1 protein-coding gene and 1 pseudogene are annotated in these 807 nt (G+C 54.9%); one reads left to right on the forward strand and one right to left on the reverse strand.

Going from position 1 to position 807, the window contains the following annotated elements; genetic code table 11:
- A pseudogene (locus tag CKO36_RS19280) lies at positions 1 to 119 on the forward strand (IS1595 family transposase); the annotation flags it as partial.
- Positions 120 to 132: 13 nt separating this feature from the next.
- Here CKO36_RS19280 and CKO36_RS20670 read toward each other — a convergent pair.
- On the reverse strand, positions 133 to 687 hold the full coding sequence (locus CKO36_RS20670; RefSeq protein ID WP_476705518.1) for a DUF433 domain-containing protein: 555 nt from the start codon (positions 685 to 687) through the stop codon (positions 133 to 135).
- Between the last annotated feature and the right edge of the window lie 120 nt (positions 688 to 807).

Genomic DNA, 807 nt, shown 5'->3' on the forward strand with positions numbered 1-807 from the left:
TTTGCTATCGCTTCAATCGCCGATTTGATCTGGCCTCCATGCTCCCGCGCCTTGGATGGGCTGCCGTGCGAACTCCACCGATGCCACACCGTCTCCTGAAAATGGCTGAGGCATGTTAATAATCAGGAAAGATCATGCAGCCAGTCTTGGGATGTCGGACCGCTTGGCTGCGTAATGCAGGCAGGCATTGATGTCTTCAGGTTCCAGGTCGGGGAAGTCGGCGAGGATCTCTTTGACCTCGACTCCTTGTGCCAACATCTCCAGGATGTCGGCGACGCGAATACGCATGCCGCGAATGCAGGGCCGTCCACCACATTGGCGAGGGTTGAAAGTAATGCGTTGATCGTGGTCGGAGTTCATCAATTCTTGCGCGAGCTGAGGCTTGGAATCGCTGGTGGTTATTTCACAAGCTACCCTGAACGGGCTCTTGAGTCTAGTCGGGCAGCCCAGTTGGCGGCATGTCCAGTTGGCGGCATGTTCGGTGACCGCTGAGGCCGCCCCAACCGCCCACATCAGCTTCTTCTCCGGATTGGCTTTTTCGCGCACGATCTGCTGGAACTTCTTGTCGAGAAACTGTACGCCTTGGGTCCAGTCGATCTCGGCGTGGATGGCTGGGAACAGGAGAGCCAGGAACTCGGGGAAGTATTGCTCCAAAGCCTCCAGCCCTTTTAAGGTGATGCAACTCATTGTATAATATGGATATTATTTCTAGAGTTGGAGTTGACAACCGATGTTTGATGATGTTCTCAACCGGTTTGCTGAACGCGCGCCTGCCACGGTCATGGTACGCGCTCTGCTTGAGCGATT

Source organism: Rhabdochromatium marinum (assembly GCF_016583795.1).
GTDB classification, from domain to species: Bacteria; Pseudomonadota; Gammaproteobacteria; order Chromatiales; family Chromatiaceae; genus Rhabdochromatium; species Rhabdochromatium marinum.

Coding starts and splice junctions, on each gene's coding strand:
- CKO36_RS20670 (WP_476705518.1), bottom strand. CDS start 687: ATGAGTTGCATCACCTTAAAAGGGCTGGAGGCTTTGGAGCAATACTTC.